This window comes from Brevibacillus sp. WF146 (assembly GCF_001673705.2).
Classification (GTDB): domain Bacteria; phylum Bacillota; class Bacilli; order Brevibacillales; family Brevibacillaceae; genus Brevibacillus; species Brevibacillus thermoruber.
Map to the genome: position 1 here is coordinate 3,672,974 of NZ_CP109943.1, position 15,187 is coordinate 3,688,160.

General features: G+C 61.2%; 15 protein-coding genes. 8 read left to right on the forward strand and 7 right to left on the reverse strand.

The genetic code is table 11. The annotated features are described in order from the left end of the window. Positions 1–19 precede the first annotated feature (19 nt). Positions 20–1,330: a DRTGG domain-containing protein gene (locus A6764_RS18160; protein WP_029097744.1), complete on the reverse strand. Its 1,311-nt coding sequence runs from the start codon at positions 1,328–1,330 to the stop codon at positions 20–22. Positions 1,331–1,618: 288 nt separating this feature from the next. After that, positions 1,619–2,776 (reverse strand): DUF445 domain-containing protein, encoded by a 1,158-nt coding sequence (locus A6764_RS18165; protein WP_065067960.1) that lies wholly within the window; start codon positions 2,774–2,776, stop codon positions 1,619–1,621. A gap of 95 nt (positions 2,777–2,871) precedes the next feature. Here A6764_RS18165 and A6764_RS18170 point away from each other — a divergent pair, with 95 nt between their 5' ends. The 6 genes from A6764_RS18170 (at position 2,872) to A6764_RS18195 (ending at position 9,534) form a co-directional block, all read left to right on the forward strand. Next, positions 2,872–4,281, forward strand: a complete 1,410-nt coding sequence (locus A6764_RS18170) for a YheC/YheD family endospore coat-associated protein (protein ID WP_065067959.1) — start codon at positions 2,872–2,874, stop codon at positions 4,279–4,281. 6 nt (positions 4,282–4,287) lie between these two features. Further along, the gene (locus A6764_RS18175; protein WP_035300644.1) at positions 4,288–5,367 is read left to right on the forward strand and encodes a YheC/YheD family endospore coat-associated protein; all 1,080 of its coding nucleotides are present in this window, start codon (positions 4,288–4,290) and stop codon (positions 5,365–5,367) included. A gap of 14 nt (positions 5,368–5,381) precedes the next feature. Beyond that, the gene (locus A6764_RS18180) at positions 5,382–6,758 is read left to right on the forward strand and encodes a YheC/YheD family endospore coat-associated protein (protein ID WP_065067958.1); all 1,377 of its coding nucleotides are present in this window, start codon (positions 5,382–5,384) and stop codon (positions 6,756–6,758) included. Between the two features lie 40 nt (positions 6,759–6,798). After that, positions 6,799–8,109 carry a YheC/YheD family endospore coat-associated protein gene (locus A6764_RS18185; protein ID WP_065067957.1) on the forward strand — a complete coding sequence of 437 codons (1,311 nt, stop codon included), beginning with the start codon at positions 6,799–6,801 and terminating at the stop codon, positions 8,107–8,109. A gap of 5 nt (positions 8,110–8,114) precedes the next feature. Continuing rightward, on the forward strand, positions 8,115–8,585 hold the full coding sequence (locus A6764_RS18190) for a GNAT family N-acetyltransferase (RefSeq protein ID WP_065067956.1): 471 nt from the start codon (positions 8,115–8,117) through the stop codon (positions 8,583–8,585). Positions 8,586–8,778: 193 nt separating this feature from the next. Next, positions 8,779–9,534, forward strand: a complete 756-nt coding sequence (locus tag A6764_RS18195) for a hypothetical protein (RefSeq protein WP_264622313.1) — start codon at positions 8,779–8,781, stop codon at positions 9,532–9,534. A gap of 110 nt (positions 9,535–9,644) precedes the next feature. Here A6764_RS18195 and A6764_RS18200 read toward each other — a convergent pair whose 3' ends face one another. From A6764_RS18200 to A6764_RS18215, 4 genes are all read right to left on the reverse strand, one after another. Next, entirely contained in the window at positions 9,645–10,193 is a 549-nt protein-coding gene (locus A6764_RS18200) for a hypothetical protein (RefSeq protein WP_029097752.1), read from the reverse strand. 386 nt (positions 10,194–10,579) lie between these two features. Next, the gene (locus tag A6764_RS18205) at positions 10,580–11,143 is read right to left on the reverse strand and encodes a peroxiredoxin (protein ID WP_029097753.1); all 564 of its coding nucleotides are present in this window, start codon (positions 11,141–11,143) and stop codon (positions 10,580–10,582) included. A 35-nt stretch (positions 11,144–11,178) separates the two neighbouring features. Next, the gene (locus tag A6764_RS18210; protein WP_029097754.1) at positions 11,179–11,427 is read right to left on the reverse strand and encodes a glutaredoxin family protein; all 249 of its coding nucleotides are present in this window, start codon (positions 11,425–11,427) and stop codon (positions 11,179–11,181) included. Positions 11,428–11,457: 30 nt separating this feature from the next. Further along, positions 11,458–12,381: an NAD(P)/FAD-dependent oxidoreductase gene (locus A6764_RS18215; protein ID WP_264622314.1), complete on the reverse strand. Its 924-nt coding sequence runs from the start codon at positions 12,379–12,381 to the stop codon at positions 11,458–11,460. Positions 12,382–12,590: 209 nt separating this feature from the next. Between A6764_RS18215 and A6764_RS18220 the strand changes: the two genes are divergently transcribed. Further along, on the forward strand, positions 12,591–12,779 hold the full coding sequence (locus A6764_RS18220; protein WP_029097756.1) for a helix-turn-helix transcriptional regulator: 189 nt from the start codon (positions 12,591–12,593) through the stop codon (positions 12,777–12,779). A gap of 14 nt (positions 12,780–12,793) precedes the next feature. Continuing rightward, entirely contained in the window at positions 12,794–13,189 is a 396-nt protein-coding gene (locus A6764_RS18225; protein ID WP_083989892.1) for a hypothetical protein, read from the forward strand. A gap of 62 nt (positions 13,190–13,251) precedes the next feature. Here the strand turns inward: A6764_RS18225 and A6764_RS18230 are convergent, their stop codons facing one another. Beyond that, positions 13,252–15,156: a beta-N-acetylhexosaminidase gene (locus tag A6764_RS18230; protein ID WP_264622315.1), complete on the reverse strand. Its 1,905-nt coding sequence runs from the start codon at positions 15,154–15,156 to the stop codon at positions 13,252–13,254. Positions 15,157–15,187 lie beyond the last annotated feature (31 nt).

Sequence of the window (15,187 nt, forward strand, 5' to 3'; positions counted from 1 at the left end):
TTTTCGTGATTCCGATTGATTACCGATCGATGATCTGCGCCGTCACCATCGCCTGGCCCACCTGCTGGTCGCCGTGGTACACGGAGACTTCCACCTTGCCGAAGCGGCGGCTGATGTCCATGAGGCGCGGCCGCACCTCGATCTGGCTCTCCATCTGCACCGGCTTCAAAAAGTAGACGGTGATGTTCTCCGGCACCATGTCCCCGCGCCGGTGCAGGCGCAGCAGGTTGCACGCCGCTTCCACCATGACGGTGGTCATGATGCCGCTGGCGATCGTCCCCAGGTGGTTGGTCATCTGGGGCGTCACTTCCCCTTGGTAGACGAGCTGCTCTCCCTGCCGCTCCTCGCGGAAGTGAGACATGATCAGGTTGGGAAACGTCTCGCTCATCTGCGGCTGCTTGGCCGTGTACTGCAGGGCCTTCAGCACGTCGTTGCGGCTGAGCACGCCGACCAGCTTGCGGTAGTTGTCCACGACCGGCAGCAGTTCGATGCCCTCCCACACCATCAGATGCGCGGAGGAGGCCACGGAGACGCGCGGCGAAGTGGTGATCGGATTTTTTGTCATCACCTTGTCGATCGTCGCTGTCTCCTCGTGGCCGATGATGTCTTTCGACGTGACGATCCCGATCAGCCGCATCTGCTCGTCCACGACGGGAAAGCGGGTGTCCTGATACAGCTCCGTGTACTGGTGCCACTTGGCGACCGTGTCCGTCGGGAGCAGCACGGGCGTCTCCGCCAGCGGTTTCAGGATGTCTTCCACCATGACGATCTCTTTTTTGATCAGCCGATCGTAAATGGCCCGGTTGATCATCGAGGCGACGGTAAACGTGTCATAGCTGGACGAGATGATCGGCAGGGCCAGCCGGTCGGCCAACTGCTTTACTTCTTCGCTGGTGTCGAAGCCGCCGGTAATCAGGACGGCCGCCCCCTGCTGCAGGGCGATTTTGTGCGCCTGGTAGCGGTTCCCCACGATCAGCAGGCTGCCCGCGTCGATGTAGCGCATCATCGCCTCCAACTGCATGGCGCCGATGACGAACTTGTTCAGCGTTTTGTGCAGCCCCTCGCGGCCGCCCACGACGTGGCCGTCGACGATGTTGACCACTTCGGCAAACGTCAGCCGTTCAATGTTCTCCTTTTGCTTTTTCTCGATCCGCACCGTTCCGACGCGCTCGATGGTGCTGACGTAGCCCTGTGTTTCCGCTTCCTTGATCGCCCGGTAGGCGGTGCCTTCGCTCACGTCCAGATCCTTGGCGATCTGGCGCACGGAGATCTTCGTACCGATCGGAAGACGGTCGATATATTGAAGAATCTGCTCGTGTTTGGTTGCCATTCGTTTTGTACCCACCCTCCATCCTTTGCTTCCACGGCGGTACGGATGGCCCCGGCACGCGCTGCCGCCGGGACCGGCCAACCCGGGATGTTCAGGTACTCTCCTGGGTTCACTATACCTGATGGCCGGGTAAAAAAAAAGAGTAGCTTTGCGGCTACTCCGGCAGAAAGTATATCATTAAGGGGGTTTTCATCGTGTCTTTATCTTACCCCGGGAATATTACAGAAAGATTACAGCGGCTTTACAGTTTCGTTTCAGATGGTCATGGCCGGAGAGCAGGACGCATCGCTATCCCCACAAGGCGGCCAACAGCCCCTGCACCAGTCCGATGACGCCTCCGAGGATAAACCCGAGAATGGTGATCATGCGAAACTCCCGTCCGGAAATCCCCACGATCATCTCCTCAATCCGCTCGATCGGGAAGCCCTCCACCTGCCTGGTGACGATGTCGCGGATGGAGAGTTTGTGAAGCAGCCGCTCCACGTTGTGCTCCACCGTCTCCACCATCCAGCGTGCCAGCCGGGGAATCACCTGGCCCGCCACCGTCTCCCTCAGCGGGGACAGCAGATGGCCCAGCGGCTTGTCCAGAAGCCGGACGCCTTGCTCCTCCAGTTTGGCAAAAAGGGCAGACGACCACGCTTCCACCTGCTCCGCTCCGATCCAGTCAAGCACTTCCCGCACGCTTTTGTCCAGCCATTTGTCCGCTTCCTGGCGCAAAAAGCGGTTGAGGCGATCCGCCAGTTCCGGATGGGCCAGCAGGTCGTCCAGGTAGGGCAGCAGCTTGCCGGCGATTTTCTCGTCCGTCAGAAACATGCCGACCAATCCGCCAAACATGCCCCCTCCGCCGAGCAGTCCGCGCAGCATCTGCTGTACCGTCTGCTGACCGTCGGGTGAATGCAGATAGGCGCGGAAACGCTCCAGCAGGAGGCGGCTGACATCCTCCAGCGCCGTGTCGATCCGGGCCATCCCCTCCGCGGGGATCAGCTCGCGCAGCCGCTTCTGTTCATAATGATGAATCAGCTCGTCGACAAACGCCTGCCACCGCAGGTGAAGCGGACGGCGCACGCTTTCGCTTACGCCGCCGTCTTCGGCCAACAGCCCGGGAGCGGCAGCGTGCAGAAACTCACGCAGGGTGCGGCCGTCCGCGCACCATCTGTCGGCCACGCCAGTCAGCCAGGTGTTCAAGGTGTTCTCCATCCCGCTTCGGGCCAGCGCCCGTTTGATGCCCTCGGTGGTCAGCAGGTACTCTTCCACCAGCCGCCCCATATGGACGGCGATCTCATCCCGCCGGCGGGGAATTAATCCGGGCGTAAACGGTACCCGCCACCCGCCGATCTTCCACGGCTTGTGCGGGCGAAACAGCATGCGGATCGCCAACTCGTTTGTCACGCCGCCAATGGCGGAACCGACCGCCACGTTCATCAGCAACACTATCCACGCATTCATCTATGCAAACGCCCTCTCTTTTTCCTCCATGGAACCAAAGTATATGCCTGCTCATAAAATAGACTAACTTCATGTCTGATGGGAAGGGGATTGCCATGTCTTACGTTCCGACGGTTCTGCAATCGTACGATCCCAAGACGGACATCGATTTGTATCTGCCCCAAGCGTGCCTGCGCAAGTGGAAGCTCGCTCCGTCGACGCTCACCGTCCAGTTTGGCTGCAAGACGGCTTGCGCCCGCGTAAAGGGCATGGAACGAAGCGGCCTCACCCTGATTCGCCCCTCACTGGCCCACACGCTGCATTTGCCTACGGGAGTTCCCCTGCTGGCACGTTTTTACGCGAGCCAGCAGCGTCTTGTTTTTGGCCCCTATCTGGGCGTTCTGGTCTCCCGCTACGACACCCAGTCCCCGGCCGCCCCGTTTGGTTCGTTCACCTCGTTCTTCAACGAAATGGCGGACGTCTGCAGCCGCCGCGGCGGGATCGTCTGCGCGTTTCGCATGCAGGACGTCAACTGGGATCAGCAGATCGTCCGCGGCATGATCCGCCGCAGCGGAGAATGGAGGCAAACGGTGCTGCCGCTGCCTCAATGCATCTACAACCGGCTCGTCTCCCGGAAGCGGGAGCAAAGCGAGGCCATGGGCGAATGGATCCAGCGGTGCAAGGAATTCAACATCCCGTTTTTCAACGAACAATTTCTCAATAAGTGGCACGTCCACACGGCTCTGGAAAACGAGCCGGCCGCCGCCGAACATCTGCCCCGGACGGTCCGCTATTACGGTCTGACGGATCTGAAACAGATGCTGGAAAGACACAGGACCGTCTACGCCAAGCCGACAAACGGCAGCATGGGACGCGGCATCATCCGCCTGCGGCGCACGGGCGGCGGGTATCAGACGACCCGGCCCGGCGGCGCGGCCAGAGCATTTTCGAGCATTTCCGGCCTGCATCAATACCTGCTGAGCCGGACAAACGGAAAGCCGTACCTGCTGCAGCAGGGGCTGCCGTTGATCGGCATCCAGCAGCGCCCCACCGACTTTCGCGTGCTGGTGCAAAAAGACCGCAGAGGCGAATGGGTCGTCACGTCGATGGTCGCACGATTGGGCCAAAACAGCGTCGTCTCCAACGTCTCGCGCGGCGGAGCGATGATCGGTCCCGCCCAGGCTCTGCGCATCTGCGGCCCCTGGGCAGCGGGTACGCGTCCGACCGTCGCGACGCTCCGCAGCGTCGCGCTGAAGCTCTCCCGGCTGCTGGAGCAGTCGCTCTCCGGCCGGTACGCGGAATTCGGCGTGGATCTCGGCGTCGATATCCGCGGCCGTGTCTGGCTCCTGGAAATAAACAGCAAGCCCTCCAAATCAGCCAACACGGTACCGCTGGCGGCCAGGGAGGAAGCCCCTCCCCGGCGCGTGCGTCCATCCGTCCTGCGAATGCTGGATTACGCCGCCTATTTGTGCGGGTTTCCCCGGACAGCCAAAAAAAGTAAAGGCAAGAAAATCAGACGAAGGTGACCCTCCATGACGTCAAACCAAAAAAGCCTGGGCATTATGACCCGATGCCACGGCTCCCATTTTCAGGAAAAAGCGTATTACAAAAAACTGACGCTGATCGGACGCAAGGCAGGCATCCACGTCTTTGTCTTTTCTCCGCGCCAGGTCGATTTTGCATCCCGTACCGTCGCCGGGTTTGAATATCGTGACGGCGCCTGGCGCAGCGGCACCTTTCCGCTGCCGGCCGTCATCTACGACCGCTGTTTTGTCGGTCCGTCATACCGCCACTATAAACCATTCGTGGAAAAGTTGCAAAACGATCCGCAGATCACGTTCCTGGGCCACGGTCTCTCCGGCAAGTGGCAGGTCCACCAGATGCTGAGCAAGTCGCCGGAGTTGGCCGCGTGGCTTCCTCCGACCGAGATCCTGACCATGTCCGCGCTGCGGGAGATGCTGGAAACGCACGGCTCGGCCGTGATCAAACCGATCGCCGGCACGCACGGTTCCGGCGTGGTGCGGATCGTTCCCACCCCCAACGGCTACGAGATTGCCGGGCGGGACCGGAAAAACGAGCCGTTTTCCCGCACGATCCGCACGGTAGAAGGGCTGAAGACCTTCGTCACCGGCTTTACCGCGGGGCGGACGTTTCTGGTCCAGCCGTATCTGTCGCTGCACACGCCGGACGGGACGCCGTTTGACGTGCGCGTTTTGGTGCAAAAGAACGGCCTCGGTACGTGGGAAACAACCGGAAAAGCCGTACGGCTGGGCGATAAGCGCAGCATCACGTCCAATCTCCACGGAGGCGGCAAGGCTGTGCCGCTGGGTCCTTTTCTCGCCCGGCATTACCAACCGAAGACGCAGGCCCGCATCAAACAGCAGATCGACCGCCTGGCGGCTGAGCTCCCTCCCTTTCTGGAGCGGGTGCACGGCCGGCTGGTGGAGCTGGGGATCGACGTCGGCATCGACACAGCGGGCAGCGTCTGGATCATCGAGGTAAACAGCAGGCCGGGACGGACCGTGTTCCGCATGATTGACGATCCGAAGGCCCGGCTCCACTCCATCACGCATCCGGTTCGCTACGCCCGCTATCTCATGAAAAGCATGTAGGAGGTAAACAACGCATGGAATCGATCAGAGTGCGGCTCCGCTTCCTGTCCTACCCGCATGTCTCGGGCATTATCCTGCCGCCCCACCTCTTCCAAAAGCTGCAGCTACGTCCCCGTCAAAAGATCAAGATCTCGCTGGGGAAACGGGAAGTGGTCGCCACCGTCTTTCAGGACCGGCGAAACCCGGACAGCAATGTGGTCAAGATCACGAGCCTGTTGAAAGCCGAGCTGGGCATTCCGCACGGCGGGCTGATCCACCTCAAATGGGAAGATGACACCCTGCGCATCGGCCCCTCCATCGGCATCGTCACCACCGGGCTGCGCAGCAATTCCCGCCAGCCGATCGGAGGGCGCACCTCGTTCTTTTACAACCTGCTGCAGGCTCAAGAGGGGAAAGGCGTCTTTTACTTTATCTTCTCCCCGCACGATGTAAACTGGGACCATCACCGCGTGGACGCCTGGTTCTTGCGCCCAACCAAGCAGGGCGGGTACGTCTGGCGGAAAATGAACACCGCCCTGCCCGACGTCGTCTACGACCGCATTCCTTCCCGGACGATGGAGCGCCACGAAGCCGTTCAGGAATTCAAATACAAGCTGGCCCACTCCGCCAACCTGCCGATGTTTAACCAGGGGTTTTTCAACAAGTGGACCGTGCATCAGATCCTCTACCCCAATCCCGAAGTGAACGAGCACATCCCGGAAACCTATTCCTCGCCGTCGCTGCAGACGATCCGAACGCTTTTGCGGAAGTACCCGATCGTCTATCTGAAGCCGAAAAACGGCAGTCTGGGGTACGGCATCGTCAAGATCGTCCGCCAACCGGGGCGCGGATATGACGTCTCCTACCACACCGGCAGCAGAAACGTCAAGCGGCGCTTTGCCAAGCTCTCCTCGCTGTACCAGCACGTTTTCCGCACCCGCCGCGTCGGCTCCTACCTGGCCCAACAGGGCATCTCGCTCCTGACGTTTGACGGCCGGCCGTTTGACTTCCGCGTCCACCTGCACAAGAACCAACAGAACAACTGGGTCGTCTCCTGCATGGCGGCCAAAGTAGCCGGCTCCGGCAGCGTCACCACCCACGTCCGCACCGGCGGAACCGTCATTCCGGGAGACGAACTGCTGACCCACCTGTTCGGCAAACAGAAAGACTTGATGGTGGAACGCATCACCCGGGCCGCCATCCTCATCGCCACCGCGCTCGAACAGGCGAGAGGGACGGACATGGGCGAACTGGGACTGGACATGGGGATCGACACCCACGGCCACGTCTGGATGTTTGAAGCCAATTCCAAGCCGGGGCGGTCCATCTTCAAACACGCCCGGCTGAAACAGGCGGACCAGGAATCCCGCCGCCTGCTTGTCGACTACAGCTGCTACCTGGCCAACTTTTGAGTGGTGAGGCGAACCACCGTACAGGAAGGAGGAAACACCCATGCCCCAACAGCGCTCCGGGTGGCTGACCATCCTCCCCAGCGGCCGATGGTTTTTGCACGTCCCACGACAAGCGCTCACGCCGAGCAGTCACCGGCAGTTGATCGCCAGCCTTGGGCCGTTTGACTGCAAAAAACGGCTTCACCTGGGCAATCCAAAGCCGCAGCCGGGCCGCATCCGCACCCGCATCAACTACAAGACCGTCAACAACTCCCTGAAGATCGGACCGCTGATCGGCATCCTGACTGTCGGCGCCGGACCGACCTTTCTCGGCAATCGTGATCATTTCAGGGACCTCTCCCTCTCCGGCAAAAAGTTGGGCGCGCTGGTCTACGTGTTCACTCCTCAGGGGATCAACTGGGAGAAGAAAAACGTCCGCGGCTATCTGTACGACGAACAGCAGAATCTGTGGCTGGAAACCGTGCTGCCGTTCCCGCACGTCGTCTACAACCGCATCCCGTCGCGTCAGGCGGAAAGGCGCTCCGACGTGAAGAAAGCCCTGGACCAGATCGAAGACTTGCAGAACGTCACGCTGTTCAACCGCTGCTTTTTTGACAAGCACGCGCTGTTTCGCATGCTCAGCAGCCACGCCGAGGTAGCCCCCTTTTTGCCGGAGACGAAGAAGCTGGATACGTTCACCCGCTTCCGAACCTTCTGCAACCAGCACCGGTTTGTCTACCTGAAGCCCGTACGGGGCAGAGCCGGGCAGGGCATCATGCGGGTGGAACTGAAAAAGAACGGCTGGCTCCTGCAGCGGCTGAAGGAAAAACGAGCGGTTACCCGCCACTTCTCCTCGCTGTACGCCGTCTGGAAACACGTCAGATGGCACATGCGGAAACAGGGATACATCATGCAGCAGGGGATCAATCGGGCGCTGTTTCAGGGAAAGCCGTTCGACGTGCGCGTCCTGGTGCAGAAAAACGGCACGGGTGAGTGGTGTGTCGCCGGGATCGGCATCCGCCGCGCCGGATCGCAGCACATCACCACCCACGTGCCGCGCGGCGGTTCGATTCACCCGCTGTCCACCGTGCTGAACGCCCTGTTCCATGAAGAAGCCCCGGCCGTTGAAACGAAGATCAACGAGACCTCGCTGACCATCGCCCGCGCCCTGAACGAAGAGATCAAAGCCTTGGCGGAAATGTCGATGGACCTGGGACTGACCGCGGAGGGACAGCTCTGGTTTTTCGAAGCCAACGCCAAACCGGAAAAGTTTGACGAACCGTCCATCCGCCGCTCCTCTCTGTCCAACCTGATCCATTACGCACAGTACGTCTCCCGCCTTCCCGGCGGCCAGGGAATGGCGGCGGGGTAGCGGGGATGAACCTGGTCGTCCTGTCTCCCCGCTCTCTGCAGCAGGTTCAGCCAATCTTGGTTCGGTTCGTGCGTCAGCAGGGGGATCGGCGCATCGACAAGCAGGACGTGAACTGGTTGGACAATTTGACCCCGGCGACGCTGGCCGATGAGGAGACGGCGCTGGTGGTCGCTTTGGACGGCAAGCGGCTGGCGGGCGTGTTTGCCGTCGCCCGCTGCGGGCTGACCCACTCCCTTCTCGTCGTCGACAGGCGATACCGCGGGCGGGGAATCGGTCGGGCGCTCGCGGCGCGCATGTGCCGTCTGCTGCCCAAGCTGTACGTACGGGTGGCCGTCGACAACGAGCCCAGTCTCGCCCTGTTTCACAGGCTCGGGTTCCAACCGGTGAAGGCGAGAATCGCCCCTACCGAAAAGCCCACCTTGTGGCTGGCGTTCGGAGGCTGGAGCGCGGAGGATTTGGAACAGCATGCCGGATGATGGGGCCGGCATGCTTTTTTGCCGTCCATCCTTGTCCGGTTCGCTTGGCATGATGCCAGAATCAGGAGGCAGTGCGCTTGCGGGCGCAGGCCGGAGCGCCCGTTTTCTTCCAAATGAGAATTCTCTTGAATTGGAGTCACGTGCATTAGCTTCTAATCCTTGGAAATGATAATGGCAGGAGGTGTAAACACACATGACTCACTTCACACAAGGACAGCAGTACCAGCAGTTTCCATCTGTCGGCGCCCCTGCAAACGTCGTGTTTCAACCTGGTTTTGCCGGGACCAACGTGCAGGAAGTGCGCCAACTGAACCAAGGCGGCTATTCCGCATCCCTGGGCGGCGGGTACGTGCAGCAGGCTCAGCCCCAGCAGTCGTTCGGCCAGTCGTTCGGCAGCGCCCAAGCCGTGTTCCAGCCCGGATTCGCCGGGACCAACGTACAGGAAGTGCGCCAGCAGAACCAGGGCGGCTATTCCGCATCCCTGAGCGGCGGGTACGCGCAGCAGGCTCAGCCCCAGCAGTCGTTCGGGGGCGGCGCGCAGGCCGTGTTTCAACCCGGATTTGCCGGCACCAACGTGCAGGAAGTGCGCCAACTGAACCAGGGCGGCTATTCCGCATCCCTGGGCGGCGGGTACGCGCAGCAGGCTCAGCCCCAGCAGTCGTTCGGCCAGTCGTTCGGCAGCGCCCAAGCCGTGTTCCAGCCCGGATTCGCCGGGACCAACGTACAGGAAGTGCGCCAGCAGAACCAGGGCGGCTATTCCGCATCCCTGGGCGGCGGGTACGCGCAGCAGGCTCAGCCCCAGCAGTCGTTCGGCCAGTTGTTTGGCGGCGGCGCGCAAGCCGTGTTTCAGCCCGGCTTTGCAGGCACCAACGTGCAGGAAGTCCGCGCCCTCAACGCGGGCCAGTACGCTCCGCAGCAAATCGGCTCCATTTTCCCGGGCAGCTACTGATTCCGGCACAACCGGCACAAACGAAAAACGTGACCGTCACGAAACTGGCGGTCACGTTTTTTTCGTGTTGATCGTGAGCATACCCGTCCCCGGCGCCGGGCCGGACAGCCTCAGCCGGAGACGGTCGGCGCGGCGGGGGGATTGGCTTCTCTCGCGGCCATGATCGCCGCATACAAGGCGTGCAGGTCTTGAAGGCTCTGCTCGTCCACGGTAAACGTCACGTCTCCGAACCGGTATCCGTCCCTCTCGACGCACGCCAGACCGGGGCCGTCATGCTGCCACTGCGCCTGGACGCAGGCCTCGGTCTCATCCAGCAGCTCCCGCACCTTCACGTGCTTTTCCAACGTCTCGCGGAAGCGCTCCATCACCTCCGCCTGACGCTCGTCCTGCCGCGCCAGCCGATAGAGGGCCATCTCAATCTGCAGCCAGCAGGTGACGTACAAGTGAAACTCCAAAAACAGCGTGGTCATCGCCTGCCGCAGTTCCTGGTCGCTGCCGCACTCCCGTCGCCGCAGCCATGCTTCCCTGACGTCCGCCTTTTTCTCCTGGATCACGTCGTAGTGGCTGACCGCTCCCCGGTAAAACTTGCGCACGATGTTGTACAGCATCTCCGGCGTGCGGGGCGGCAGCCCCCGATAGCGATGTTTGACATCCCGCATCGTCACGTCGCCTCTTCCTGTGGTTTCTCTTTCTTTCATTGTACCGCAGAACCGGCAAAAACGCGCACGAAAACCGCTGGATTTTGCACGCTCTCCGTCCATGCCGCCGCGGTTCCTCCTGGAGAATGGTCCGGCTGACAGCGAACGCTGCCGGAGGGCGGACGCGTTTCGCCGCCGCCACCGCCGGAACGCCCGTGAACATGCAAATACGAGGTTTCTGCCCAGACACGAAAGGCATGAGGGGGAATGGCGGGATTGCTGGCTGCTTGCCTACCGTCCATCCAACCATCGGCACGACGAATAGCAAAAAAGCCTGGCGTTCTTGCCAAGCTTTTTTGCTTTGCTGCGTATTGGGGGCGAATCGGACAGCAGTCCCATCCCCCTGATTACAACGTTTTCATGCCGGGCTTCCAGTTGGCCGGGCAGAGGCCGCCCGCCTGCAGCGCCTGCAGGACGCGGAGCGTTTCGTCGACGCTGCGGCCGACGTTCATGTCGGTCACGACCTGGTAGCGCAGCACGCCTTCCGGGTCGATGATGAACAGGCCGCGGTGGGCCGCGCCGGTTTCTTCGTCAAGCACGCCGTATGCCCGGGCCGTTTCCTTGTTGAAGTCGCTGGCCAGCGGGAACTTCACCGGTCCGATGCCGTTCTGTTCGCGCGGGGTTTGGATCCAGGCGCGGTGCGTATAGACGCTGTCCGTCGACACGCCCAGGACCTCGCAATCCAGGTCGTGGAATTCGTCCAGGTGGTCGCTGAACGCCGTCACTTCCGTCGGGCAGACGAAGGTGAAGTCAAACGGCCAGAAGAACAGGACGAGCCACTTCCCCTTGTAGTCGGCCAGGGTGACGCGCTCTTCCAGCGTCTCCAGGTTTTTCGTCGTCAGCATGGAAAAATCGGGGGCGGGTTTGCCCACTTTCAGTTCCACTCGCGGTGCGGTCGCGTTCGTTGTCATGTTGGTTTCTCTCCTCTCCGGGTATGGGTGTCGGGTTACTGGCTGCTCGCTTCCAGGCTGGCCAGCGCCTTCTTGATGCGGGTCGGGTTGAAGCCGAGAATCTGCTTGTCGCCGATCAGCGTCAGCGGCACGGACATCACGCCCAATCGTGCCAGTTCCTCGCGATACGTCTCGTTTTCGTCGATGTTGCGCTCTTCGTAGGAGATGTTTTGCTCCTCCAGATAGGTTTTCAACTGCTTGCAGAAGCCGCAATTGGTGCTGGAATAAACGATTGCTTGTGCCATGAAACGGTCGCTCCTTTTCTCTCGGAATTCTTATTTGTACTGCGGTACGATTTTGGACCGCTTGTTGATGTACTTGTCGACGGCCATCGCCGCGATGGCGCCGTCGGCGGCTGCGACGACCGCCTGCTTGACCGGCGTTCTCCGCACTTCGCCGGCGCCGAACACGCCCGGTACGGCAGACTGCATGTACTCGTCGAGAATCATGTACCCTTCCTCATCCAGCGGGACCTGATCCTCGAGAAAGTCGGTGCCCGGTTTGCTGCCCGACAGGAAGATGAACACGCCGTCGACGGGAAGCAGTTCCTCTGCGCCGTCCGGCCGCCGGATGCGGACGCCTTCCACCTTCTGTTCGCCGACGATCTCCAGCGGACGCGTGCGGAACAGCACCTCCGTATTGGGCAGCTCCGGCATCTCGTTTACGCCCTGCAGGTCGCCGCGCGGGATGATGAAGGTGATCCTGCTGGCGAACTTGGTCAGCGCCATGGCTTCCTCCAGCGCCTCCTCCGTGTCGCCGATCACCGCGACGTGCCCGCCTTGGTAAAACGCGCCGTCGCAGGTGGCGCAGGTGCTGACGCCTCTGCCCAGCAGGCGTTCCTCGCCGGGCAGCATGCGGTTGCGTCCCTTGGATCCGGTGGCGACGATCACCGCTTTGGCTTCAAACGTGCCGTGCGCGGTGTAGATGCGTTTCACCTCGTCCTCCACATCCACCGCCGTAATCGTCGTCTGCAGGAACTCGGCGCCAAAGCTCTGGGCCTGCCGCTTCATTCTGTCCAGCAGTTCTTTACCCGTCAGCTCGCCTTCCACGCCGGGGTAGTTGGCGATTTTATGGGTCAGGGCAAGCGCGCCGGAGCCGGGCGCTTTGTCGATCACCAGCGTCTTCAGGTTGCCCCTCGCCGTGTAGATGGCAGCGGATGTGCCCGCCGGACCGCTGCCGATCACAATCACATCGTACATGCCAGCTCCCCCCTCTTTCCATGATCAAATTAAAATGATTATCAACTGGGAACAGTTATCATTTTACTAGATCCAAAGTAAAAGTCAATATCTATTTATAATTATTTTAATTAAAACGTATATGTAAAACACTTTTGACATTTTTTCGGAAGATTGGTACGCTGTATATGTAAAACATCTTTTACATTTTCACAAGGAAGAGACCGCCAATGGAAAACAAGATCAAGCAACTGCGCAAGCTGAAAGGCATCTCCCAGGAAGAACTGGCCAGGGTGTGCGGCGTCTCCCGGCAGACCATCAACGCCATTGAAAACAACAAGTACGATCCCAGCCTCAAGTTGGCGTTTCAGCTTGCCCGCGCGCTTGGGGTGACGGTCGACGAACTGTTTCACGCGTAAGGAGGAGATGTGAGATGAAGATGACGACACGGAAATGGGGAGCTGCCTTGTTCGGAGCGGGCACTGCCATCGCCGCAGGGTTTACCGTGTACAAGTGGCTGACGGGCCAGTCCGTCGGCTTCAGCGAATTGACGTCCACGGCGATTCTGCTCGGTTCGTTTCTCTCCGCAATCACCTGGGGATCGCGTGAAGAGGGCGACGGCCCGGCCCAAGATGAAGAACTGGGTCGGCATATCACGATGAAAAGCGCCAAGATCAGCTACTTTATCCTCACCGGCCTGCTGCTCGCTGCCCTCGTTGTGGAAAAATGGGCGTTCGGCCGGGAAAACATGGCGCTGATCGTGGTCACCTGCTTCTCGATGATCGTTCTGCCGCTCACGGAGTGGATCGTGTCCAGGCAGTACCGCTGAAAGGGAGCCGCCCCAACGAACACAAGCCCGAGCTGTCTGCACGGGCTTGTGTTTTTCCCCGCCTATAACACGTTGGCTGTGCAGATGTGCCGGTAGCGATTGCAGCGGCCCATCCCCTCCCTGTGCGCTCTCTGCGGGCCGTCAAAGTACAATCGCTCCGCCTCCAGTTCCTCGATGTTCCCGATCGTTCCCTGCAGATAGTCCGTGACGCGCCGGATCGCGGTGTCGATCCGGGCGAGCAGTCCGCCGTAGCGGATATCCAGCACCTCCCAGCCGAACGGCTTGTAGATGCGATGCCACTGGTCGCGATGCGCCCGCCGCAGTTCGTCGACGCGCCGGTGCAGCTCGGGCAGATCGCGGGCGCACAGCCGCTCCAGTTCGTCCCGCCTGTTTTCCTCGTACCCGCGCTTCAGCCTGATGCCGATCTCGCTTTTCACGCTCAAGACTTCACACAGCCTGACCGGCACCTCGAAAACGTGCCGCCACGCCTCGTTCTGCCTCGCCGCCTCTGCCAGCGCACCGGCCAGCCGCCGGTAATGGGAGGCGACGTCCCGCCCCTCCACGTGCCGGTCAAACAGGCCGAGCAGGACGTCCTGCCAGAGCAGGTACCGGCCGGGATTGTCCGGCTCCAGCGTCTGCCGCCACTCGGCACCGGGCGGCGTGTCGATCGAGCCGAGCAGCCTGAACGCTTCGGGATCGGCGCCTGCGCAAAAGCGAAACCGCCTGTTCAGCTTGCCCTCGTCCAACTGCCGGGCGTAGCCGTGTTCGGCAAACAACTGCAGGCCGAGCAGGCTGGAAAACAGGTGATTCTCCCCTCCGTCATCCATCCAGATCGCGGCAAACACGTCCGTGATCCCCTCCCGCTTGCACGCCTCCAGCGCAGCGTTGGTGGCGAGGAACGTCTTCTCGTAATGGGTCCCGATCCCCGAGAACGTCCAGATTCCTCCGGCAAAGACGGGCGGGGAGCCGAACTGCTTGTGCAGGCGAATGTACTTCTCGTAAAAGGCCGGGTCGGTGTGGTAGTAGTCCCAGTAGACAAACCGGACGTCCCGCGGCATGCCGGCGATCACGTCCGGAGGGATGACGGCGGCCTCGTCGTAGTAGTCACCCGTCTTTGACCCGATCCGGATGTACATGTCGCTCCAGATCATCGGGGTAAGCCCCAGTCTGCGCGTAATTGCCAGCACGCTGTTTAAGTGCTGCGTCATGATTTCAAACCGGGACCGGTACCCGTGCAGATCGAGATACCTCCCTCTCCCCAGCCCGTGCGCTTCGTCCATCCCGATGTGAATGTTTTTGCTGCGAAACGGCCTGGCGGCGGCCGTGATCATCTCTTCGACAAACCGATAGGTCCGCTCGTCCCCCGCCAGCAGCACGTCCGGCGTGTCCCGCAGACCGTCGGCCGCCCTCCACTTCAAAAACGTCTCCAGGTGGGCCAGCGTCTGGATGCACGGGATGACCTCGATGCCGAACTGATGGGCGTAATCGTCGATCTCCCGCAGTTCCCGGGGCGTGTACCTGCCGCGCATGTAGCCGAAGTAGGGTTGGCTGTCGACGGTGTACGTGTCTTCCGTGTACAGCATCAGCACATTCAGGCCCATGACCGCCATGTGCCGCAGCAGGTTTTTCACGCTGTCCACGGTCGGCACGGCATTGCGCGACGCATCCACCATCACGCCGTTCATCGCAAACTGGGGTTCCTCCCGTAGCCGGACCGGCCTCTCAGGCGCCTCCCGCAGGGCCTCCACGAGCAGGCCCAGGCCGCGGAAGAAGTGAATCGGTTGGCCGTAACGAATCTCGCCCCGTCCGTTTTCCCACGATACCGTCATGTCGCCCGGCGTGCGGATCGCGCGCACGGGAATGCCGTCCGGCGCATGAAACACGCCCAGTTCCCCGCTCAGCGCCTCCACGCCCGCCGCCAACTCCGCCAGCTCTCCGTCCAAGCGAATCCCAAGCCGTTTGCCCATCGGTTTCTCTCCCTCCTCCTTCGCACAAGCG

Coding starts and splice junctions, on each gene's coding strand:
- A6764_RS18160 (WP_029097744.1), bottom strand. CDS start 1,330: ATGGCAACCAAACACGAGCAGATTCTTCAATATATCGACCGTCTTCCG.
- A6764_RS18165 (WP_065067960.1), bottom strand. CDS start 2,776: ATGAATGCGTGGATAGTGTTGCTGATGAACGTGGCGGTCGGTTCCGCC.
- A6764_RS18170 (WP_065067959.1), top strand. CDS start 2,872: ATGTCTTACGTTCCGACGGTTCTGCAATCGTACGATCCCAAGACGGAC.
- A6764_RS18175 (WP_035300644.1), top strand. CDS start 4,288: ATGACGTCAAACCAAAAAAGCCTGGGCATTATGACCCGATGCCACGGC.
- A6764_RS18180 (WP_065067958.1), top strand. CDS start 5,382: ATGGAATCGATCAGAGTGCGGCTCCGCTTCCTGTCCTACCCGCATGTC.
- A6764_RS18185 (WP_065067957.1), top strand. CDS start 6,799: ATGCCCCAACAGCGCTCCGGGTGGCTGACCATCCTCCCCAGCGGCCGA.
- A6764_RS18190 (WP_065067956.1), top strand. CDS start 8,115: ATGAACCTGGTCGTCCTGTCTCCCCGCTCTCTGCAGCAGGTTCAGCCA.
- A6764_RS18195 (WP_264622313.1), top strand. CDS start 8,779: ATGACTCACTTCACACAAGGACAGCAGTACCAGCAGTTTCCATCTGTC.
- A6764_RS18200 (WP_029097752.1), bottom strand. CDS start 10,193: ATGCGGGATGTCAAACATCGCTATCGGGGGCTGCCGCCCCGCACGCCG.
- A6764_RS18205 (WP_029097753.1), bottom strand. CDS start 11,143: ATGACAACGAACGCGACCGCACCGCGAGTGGAACTGAAAGTGGGCAAA.
- A6764_RS18210 (WP_029097754.1), bottom strand. CDS start 11,427: ATGGCACAAGCAATCGTTTATTCCAGCACCAATTGCGGCTTCTGCAAG.
- A6764_RS18215 (WP_264622314.1), bottom strand. CDS start 12,381: ATGTACGATGTGATTGTGATCGGCAGCGGTCCGGCGGGCACATCCGCT.
- A6764_RS18220 (WP_029097756.1), top strand. CDS start 12,591: ATGGAAAACAAGATCAAGCAACTGCGCAAGCTGAAAGGCATCTCCCAG.
- A6764_RS18225 (WP_083989892.1), top strand. CDS start 12,794: ATGAAGATGACGACACGGAAATGGGGAGCTGCCTTGTTCGGAGCGGGC.
- A6764_RS18230 (WP_264622315.1), bottom strand. CDS start 15,156: ATGGGCAAACGGCTTGGGATTCGCTTGGACGGAGAGCTGGCGGAGTTG.